This is a genomic window from Streptomyces sp. NPDC027962 (genome assembly GCF_055566095.1).
The window spans coordinates 56,330-63,930 of record NZ_JBVHTA010000046.1 but is presented as its reverse complement, the minus strand read 5'-3'; the positions used below and the strand labels follow the sequence as shown (position 1 = coordinate 63,930).

Annotated in this window: 7 protein-coding genes and 1 tRNA gene; all 8 read right to left on the bottom strand. The window is 69.4% G+C overall.

Annotated elements, in window-relative coordinates:
• Positions 1 to 91: 91 nt before the first annotated feature.
• Complete coding sequence (locus tag ACZ4SA_RS31230; RefSeq protein WP_468281165.1) at positions 92 to 1,837, bottom strand: hypothetical protein; 1,746 nt, start codon at positions 1,835 to 1,837, stop codon at positions 92 to 94.
• Complete coding sequence (locus tag ACZ4SA_RS31225; protein ID WP_468281164.1) at positions 1,831 to 2,691, bottom strand: M48 family metalloprotease; 861 nt, start codon at positions 2,689 to 2,691, stop codon at positions 1,831 to 1,833. The genes ACZ4SA_RS31230 and ACZ4SA_RS31225 overlap by 7 nt, the downstream gene beginning before the upstream one ends.
• Before the next feature lie 11 nt (positions 2,692 to 2,702).
• On the bottom strand, positions 2,703 to 3,239 hold the full coding sequence (locus tag ACZ4SA_RS31220; protein ID WP_468281162.1) for a hypothetical protein: 537 nt from the start codon (positions 3,237 to 3,239) through the stop codon (positions 2,703 to 2,705).
• 4 nt (positions 3,240 to 3,243) lie between these two features.
• Positions 3,244 to 3,516 carry a hypothetical protein gene (locus ACZ4SA_RS31215; protein ID WP_468281160.1) on the bottom strand — a complete coding sequence of 91 codons (273 nt, stop codon included), beginning with the start codon at positions 3,514 to 3,516 and terminating at the stop codon, positions 3,244 to 3,246.
• 433 nt (positions 3,517 to 3,949) lie between these two features.
• Positions 3,950 to 4,225 carry a hypothetical protein gene (locus tag ACZ4SA_RS31210; RefSeq protein WP_468281158.1) on the bottom strand — a complete coding sequence of 92 codons (276 nt, stop codon included), beginning with the start codon at positions 4,223 to 4,225 and terminating at the stop codon, positions 3,950 to 3,952.
• A 191-nt stretch (positions 4,226 to 4,416) separates the two neighbouring features.
• Positions 4,417 to 4,490, bottom strand: a tRNA-Thr gene (locus tag ACZ4SA_RS31205).
• Between the two features lie 142 nt (positions 4,491 to 4,632).
• Positions 4,633 to 6,180 carry an alpha/beta hydrolase gene (locus ACZ4SA_RS31200; RefSeq protein ID WP_468281156.1) on the bottom strand — a complete coding sequence of 516 codons (1,548 nt, stop codon included), beginning with the start codon at positions 6,178 to 6,180 and terminating at the stop codon, positions 4,633 to 4,635.
• Positions 6,181 to 6,276: 96 nt separating this feature from the next.
• Positions 6,277 to 7,482 carry a DNA polymerase III subunit delta' gene (locus ACZ4SA_RS31195; protein ID WP_468281154.1) on the bottom strand — a complete coding sequence of 402 codons (1,206 nt, stop codon included), beginning with the start codon at positions 7,480 to 7,482 and terminating at the stop codon, positions 6,277 to 6,279.
• Positions 7,483 to 7,601: the final 119 nt, after the last annotated feature.

Below are 7,601 nucleotides of genomic sequence, written 5' to 3'. Positions count from 1 at the left end.
CCCGCAACTCTGCGGCCTGTTCCACGGAGAGCTCCATGTCGGTAACAACGAGATACGCGAGATCAAGTAACGCCTACAGGATCACGAGACACTAGAAGTGGCGCAAAGGCACGCCTTCGCGTACGCACTGCTCGCGGATCCGTTCACCGGCGCTCCTGAACGCCTGCAGGTCACCCGTCGGTACGGCGCGTACGAGATCCTGAATCGCCTTTGCCAGCGCGGCGTTTCCCCCCTCGGCGGCGAGTCGTACGGCCTCGAAGAGGCTGGCGTTCTTGTCCGCGCTGCTGATGGAGTCCCCGGCGCCCATGACCTCGTCGACCTTCTTGCAGGCAGGGGCAGCGGCGCCACCGGCGCCCGACGGCGGGACGGCGGAGGTGGGTTGGGCCGTGGCCGTCGTCGTAGGGACCGCCAGTCCCGTAGTCACCACGGTGACGGCCAGAAGAGCGGCCAGCCCGAGCACAGCACGCTGCCGACGGGAGACGGCCACGGACACGGGTGGCGCCCCGGGGATTCGGCGCCGCGCCCACCACGAGCCGGCCGCCGCGGCCGCCCCGGCGCCCACGACGGCGCTCGCGGTACCGGCCACGACGATGCGCAGCAAGGTGTCGCGTACGAAGGAGACCTCGAGGCCCATCGCGCAGGGGCCGGGCACCAGAGCGAACACGTCCCAACAGCCGCCCAGCACGGTGCCGCCGAAGAGGGCCACCGTCGCCAGGCAACCGGTGACGAACGCCGCCATCAGCCCGAAGAGCCCCGCCATAGGGCCGTGGGCGCGGTACAGCCCTGCTGTGACGACCGCCGCCACGATGCCCTGGAGCACGACGGCAGCGGCGATGGACCAGTGGGCGAACGCGAGGAGGTACGGCCGCCGGAACTCCTCGGCCACGCCCAGGTGCACCAGCATCCGGATTCCGACGGTGGCAGCGGTGAAACCGGCCGTGCCGACGAGGCAAGGGACGACGACCCACCGTACCCAGCCGGACGGCGGCACGGCCGCCCCTCGACGCCACAGCGCGGCGAGCGGGAAGGCCCAGAGCGTGACTGCGGCCAGCGCAGCAGGAGTCCACCGGTAGAAGAACTCAGCCATTGGATGTTCCAGGGCCGCCCACAGCCAGAACGGCTCCAGAGGAGCGTCCGCCGCGATGGCACGGTGGTCGGCGCGCGCTCCTTCATTGATCGGCCCGAGTCCATAGGCGAAGTCGTACAGCAACAGCCACCAACCGAGAAGGACCGCCAACGGGACCACCGTCGCCACCAGTCCCACTGGCCATGCCCGGCTCTCGGGACGCCCGGCAGGGACGAGCCAGGCTGTCGCGCCGTGCACGATCCAGCGGAAGAGCAGCACGACGAGCACACAGAGCGCCACGGACCACACCACCGCCGCCCTGTGCGGAAAAGAAGACAGCAAGTCGGGCTGGAGAAGCCCGTTCTCCGCGTGCACGAGCCGGCCCGCCACGAGTCCGGCAGCCAGGCCGAAGGCCGGCAGGACCGTACGCGGGCGGCCGCTCCCGGTCGCCGCGCCGCTCCTCGCCCACAGGGTCGCGCGCCACAGTCCGATGCCGACCACGGCGACCACTGCGGGGGCGAGCATCAGGGCCACCATCCAGCGGGAGTCGCGGGGTTCGAGGTGGTTGAAGCCGAGCCAGAGCAGCGTGTGCAGGCCGGATGCCGTGACCGTCGCGGCCAGCCCCACCGCGAAGCACTCGCTGAAGCCGATCCGGAACAGCGCCGCCGGGTGCTCGATTTCGGCGGCGCGCTGCGTCTTACGGGGGTGCAGATGCAGCGGCCCCCGAACCCACCAGGGCCGCCGCTGCCCGTGCGAAGGGACGTTCAGCAACCGCAGCAACCCGGCCCGTGCGGTGCCCCAGGTTGCGGCACACGGGCGTCAGCGCCGAACTCACGCACCCGCAGGACAGCCGCGGCCGTGAGATAGACCAGGGCGACGAGCGCAGCCGCCCGCCACGCCACCCCTACGACAGCCTCCGTATCCGTCCCAGCCAGGGCCACGGCCAACGGGACGAGTCCCAGAGGGACGAAGGCCAGAGCCAGCGCGACCGTCAGATAGGTGACGTCTACGTCCCTGTTCCTCACGTGCGCGAGTTCGTGCAGCACGATCGTCCGCAGGAGCTCCGGGTCCTGTCGGCCCTCGATGAGCAGCCCCTCGTTCAACCGCACGCGGTAGTCACCGGCGCGCCCGAAGGTGAGTGCGCCCGCCTCTCGTCGGCCCATGGCTACAAGGAAGCGCGGCGCCTTGTGCAACCCGGCCTCCGCCACCAGCGATTCGAGGACGCCCACCAGCGTCGCGTCCTCGGGATCCTCCTCCGGCTCGAGGGGCTCCAGCCCCTCCCGCCACATCCGGAGCCGCGGAAAGACCAGGTAGAGGGCCACGGCCGCGAGGACCAGCAGTGCCAGGCCCGCCAGGACCCACCAGGCCTTCTCTTGCTCCAAGGCCGCGGTGCAGGAGAGAACCCCCCGAGCGTAGGCGCCCGGATCGGTGACCGATGCCACTTCCGGCGGTGCCGCGATGCACCTCTGGTAGTCGGCGACGGCATCGTCGGCGCCGGGGGCCACGGCGTAGTAGAGCAGGTTGTAGACGTACGCCGACGTCGCGAGCAGCGCGGTGACGAGCAGGACGAAGCGGAACTTCACGCCGTCGGGGAAAGCGAACGGATCGGGGCGCTCGGGCACCACCTGTCGTGTCCTCAGGCCCTCAGCGCGTCGACCAGCGCGTCCGCCAGTCGCCCGGCACGGTCCTCGGCCAGCCCCAGCTCCAGCGCCGCGCTGTGGGCCACGGTGTGGATGTGGACCAACCGCTCGTCGGTGAGTGGGGCTTCGGGTGCTTCCGTGACGACGGGTGTCTCGTCGGCTACCGGCTCGGGGCGCCGAAGCACCCGTCGGAGCAGCCGCCTGATCCCGTCTTGGCTGCGGTCGGCGGCGGAAACCGCTAGGTCTGCGGCGAGGGAGGTCAGCACCCCGTGAACGACGGCGAGGATGAAGGGAGCCATGACCGTGACCGCTTCACCGGCGCCGAAGGCCAGCGGTTCGTCCTTCACCTTGCCATGAAGGCTCTTGCGTGCCGCCTTGATCTCGCCCGCGGGATCGCGGAAATAGGCCTTGCTTTGGCGCCGGAACACAGCCAGCTCCCCCTGCGCCGCCCGCTCGACGACGTCCCGAGCGACGTCCCGGATCAGCTCCTCGTCCACGGCGACTGCAGCCGGCCCGACAGCGTCCTTACCCATAAGCTCAGCCTCCGCTGATCTGGCGCACATAACTGACCCCGTCCAGCATCAAATTCTCGAATGTGTACCCGTACCCGGCGTCGAATTCCTCGATCGACCACTGCTCGTACGAAATCGGCCCGCCTGTCACATGAAGGGTCATGGACGATCCATCGGCGACTGCCGGTCCGCTGAGTACTTGACCGTTGTTGTAATGCAGCTCCACATCGCCATTGGCGGTGAAGACAATCTTGTTGAGACGTGCGGAGTCGGTGCCGTCCCCATCCCATTCGCCCACCAACTCGTCCGGAATGTTGCCTATGGGAGCGGTTGAAGAAGAGGGGGGAGTTGGCTCCGGAGTAAAGGGTTCCGTGGTGGATGGACCAGGCGTCGGTGGGTCCGGAGTGGTCGAGCCCGGAGTCGGAGGCGTGGGCGGTTCAGTGGACTCAACAGGGGACGCAGTTGTCTCCGTTGTCGTCTCCGTCGGCCCTGGTGATGGTTCCGGATTCCCGCAGCCCGTGAGGAGTACCGTGGTTAATGCCGCTACCGCAGTCTTTTGTGCAAGTGAAAACGCAAGCGAAAACCCCATGACGCAACCCCCCGGTTCCGCGACACGACCCGGCCGAAGAAAGGTTCGACCGCCGACTACCTGCGAGAGTAGCCGTGGCGGAACTCTCAGGGAAGAAATTCCCTCAAGCGGTCAAATTCGTTCAGTCGGGTTGCCGATTTGATCAGGCCGGGCGGATGTTCTGGTTGAGGCGGAGGAAGTTGTCCGGTCGCACGTGGACTTGAGGCGGGCCGCCGACCGGCATTGTCGGCCGATGGCGCTTGTCCTGACCGCCGGGCAGGCCGCCCGCCATCCCCGCCAGCAACCAGGCGCCCCAAGCCAGCACCGCAGCAACACCACCACCGGATACACCGATCAGCACAACCCACGGCCGCAGTGATCGCCAGAGCATCAGGCCCCCGGATGCGCCACAACACCACGAATATCCACCCATGTTCACGATTGGCCACACCCAGCGTCGAGAGGGCGGGCGACATCAAGTTAGTCCCGAACCGTATTCGACTATCGAAAATCTAGACATAGTAGATTTATCAGAGAATCAATGTTCCCAGGATGTTCCCATCCGGGCATAGAAAAAGCCCCCCACGATCTTCGTGAGGGGCTTTCACGGCCCTGACTTGCACTTTTAAGAGCCGCCTTCGGGATTCGAACCCGAGACCTACGCATTACGAGTGCGTTGCTCTGGCCAACTGAGCTAAGGCGGCAAGCTGCGGATACGCGCGTCCTCGCGAGACACGCTCTCATCAGCAGCGGCGCCAAGTCTACAGGGTTCTTCGGGGTGCCCCGAACCACCTCCCGCGGCCCACTCCCCGGCCCCCATCCCGAGGAGTGGCGCCGTTCCGGCCGTCAGCAGCGCTTGCCGTCCTCGGGAGCCTTGCCCTCCAGGAGGTAGGTGTTGATCGCCGTGTCGATGCAGTCGCTGCCCCGGCCGTACGCGGTGTGGCCGTCGCCGTCGTACGTCAGCAGCCTGCCCGACGACAGCTGGTCCGCCAGGCTCTGCGCCCACTTGTACGGGGTCGCCGGGTCCCGCGTGGTGCCGACGACCACGATCGGGGCCGCGCCCTTCGCCTCGATACGGTGGGCGTTGCCGGTGGGCGGGGTGGGCCAGTGGGAGCAGTTCATGGCGGCCCAGGCGAAGCCGCGGCCGAAGACCGGGGACGCCTTCTCGAAGTCGGCGATGCCGGCGCGCACCTCGGCGGGGGCGGTGAAGGCGGGCGGGAGGTCGAGGCAGTTCACTGCCGCGTTGGCGAACATCAGGTTCGCGTACGAGCCGTCCGTCCCGCGCTCGTAGTAGCTGTCGGCCATGGCCAGGAGCGCGGCGCCGTCGCCGTTCTGCGCCGCGGCCAGAGCCGAGCGCAGCTGGGACCATGCGCCGTCGTCGTACATCGCGGCGATCACACCCGTGGTGGCCAGCGACTCGCCGAGTTCGCGGTCCCCTCCGGTCGACACGGGCGACGCGTCGAGCTTCGCGAAGAAGTCCTTGAGGCGGGCGCTCGCGTCGGCGACCGATTCCTGGCCGAGGGGGCAGTCCGCCCGCTTGATGCAGTCCGCGGCGAAGGACTTGAACGCGGTCTCGAAGCCGGCCGTCTGGTCACGGTTGAGCTCGCGGGCGGGGAGGGCAGGATCCATCGCTCCGTCGAGTACGAGGCGACCGACCCTCTCCGGGAACAGCTCGGCGTAGGTCGCGCCGAGGAAGGTGCCGTACGAGGCGCCGACGTACGTCAGCCTCTCGTCGCCCAGTACCGCACGCAGGATGTCCATGTCGCGGGCGGCCTCTGTGGTGGAGACATGAGGCAGGACCTTGCCGGAGCGCTTCTCGCAGCCGGCGGCGAAGTCCTTGTAGGCCTTCTCCAGCGCGCCCGCCTCCGCGGCGTCGTCAGGAGTCTGGTCGACCTGGGTGTAGGCGTCCATCTCGGGGCCCGTCAGGCACTCGACCGGTTCGCTGCGGGCGACCCCGCGGGGATCGACGGCGACCAGGTCGTACTGGGCGCGGACCGGGGCGGGGTAGCCGATGCCCGCGTACCCCTGGAGGTAGCCGATGGCAGAGCCGCCGGGACCGCCCGGGTTGACGAGCAGTGAGCCGAGACGCTTGCCAGGGCCGGTGGCCTTCACGCGGGCGACAGCGAGCTTGACCGAGTCGCCGTCCGGCTTCGCATATTCGAGCGGAGCCTTCATGGTGGCGCACTCGAAGCCGGGCACGCCGCATGCCCGCCAGTTCAGCTTCTGTTCGTAGTACGGCTTGAGGGCAGCGGCGGGAACAGGTCCACCGGCTGCGCCCGCGGCGTCGGAAGCGGACCCACCGGGCGACGGGCTTCCGCCGCTGCAGCCGGAGAGGAGCAGGCCGGCAGCGGCCAGCGGGATGGCGAAGGTGCGGAGCAGGCGCCTGGTGTCCATGCAACGGAGCGTAACGGCAGCAGGACGCCGATGCCGGTAGCCGCTCGTAAGGGTGAGCCGGGCAACCCGATCGTGGTCGCGGGCTCGCCGGATGCTTCAGCCGGCCCGGAGTGAGACCGCCATCGCCTCGACCGCCAGCAGCGGCGCGACGTTGCGCTCCAGTGCCTCTCGGCAGGCGACCACGGACTCGATGCGGCGCAGCGTGCCCTCCGGCGTGGAGCCGCGGGCGATGCGGTCCAGCGAATCCCGTACGTCGTCGTTGGCGAGCGCGACCTGCGCCCCCATCTGAAGCGCCAGCACGTCCCGGTAGAAGGCGGTCAGATCGGTGAGGGCAAGATCCAGACTGTCGCGCTGCGTCCGGGTCTTGCGGCGCTTCTGCCGGTCCTCGAGCTCCTTCATCGCGCCGGCCGTCCCGCGCGGCATCCGGCCGCCCGGGGCTGCGCCCAGAGCCGCCTTGAGGTCGTCGGTCTCCTTGACGTCCACGTCGTCGGAGACCTGCTTGGCGTCCTCGGCAGCGGCGTCGACCAGCTCCTGGGCAGCCTTGAGGCAGCCGCCGATGTCCTCCACCCGCAAGGGCAGCTTGAGCACGGCGGCCCGCCGGGCCCGGGCGCGCTCGTCGGTGGCGAGCCGACGCGCACGGCCGATGTGCCCCTGCGTGGCACGGGCCACGGACGTCGCGAGGTCCGGCTCGATGCCGTCCCTCCTGATCAGCACGTCGGCCACGGCGGCCGCCGGAGGGGTGCGGAGGGTCAGGTGGCGGCAGCGGGACCGGATGGTGGGCAGCACGTCCTCGATGGACGGCGCGCACAGGAGCCAGACGGTGCGCGGAGCCGGTTCCTCCACGGCCTTCAGGACGGCGTTGGCCGACTTCTCGTTCAGCCGCTCGGCGTCCTCGACGAGGATCACCTGCCAGCGTCCGTTCGCCGGCGAGGTGAAGGACTTCCGCACGGTGTCCCGCATGTCGTCGACGAGGATCTGCGTGCCCACGGCGGCGATCGAGCTCACGTCGGCGTGCGTGCCGATCAACGCTGTGTGGCAGCCGTCGCAGAAGCCGCACCCGGGCACGCCGCCCAGAGCGCGGTCCGGGCTGGTGCACTGCAGGGCTGCCGCGAAGGCACGCGCGGCGGTGACCGTGCCGGATCCCGGGGGTCCGGTGAAGAGCCATGCGTGCGTCATCTTCGACGCGGCGGGAACGGGCTCCCCTTGTGCATGGGCGGTGATATGCGCATCGGCGTCACGTGCGGCGGCGGCCAGCTGCGCCTGCACACGCTCTTGGCCGACCAGGTCGTCCCACACGGCCATGTGCCGTCACCGCCCTTTCGTGCTGCGGTCTCCCATTGTGGGGGAGGCCACTGACATCGCGGCCCGCGCCGGCCTTCCCCGGTACCTGACGCGGGGCCGGAGCCGGACCCGACCGCCCG

Excerpts from the sequence above, each read along its gene's own strand:
- ACZ4SA_RS31200 (WP_468281156.1), bottom strand. The coding sequence starts at position 6,180 with ATGGACACCAGGCGCCTGCTCCGCACCTTCGCCATCCCGCTGGCCGCT.
- ACZ4SA_RS31220 (WP_468281162.1), bottom strand. The coding sequence starts at position 3,239 with ATGGGTAAGGACGCTGTCGGGCCGGCTGCAGTCGCCGTGGACGAGGAG.
- ACZ4SA_RS31195 (WP_468281154.1), bottom strand. The coding sequence starts at position 7,482 with ATGGCCGTGTGGGACGACCTGGTCGGCCAAGAGCGTGTGCAGGCGCAG.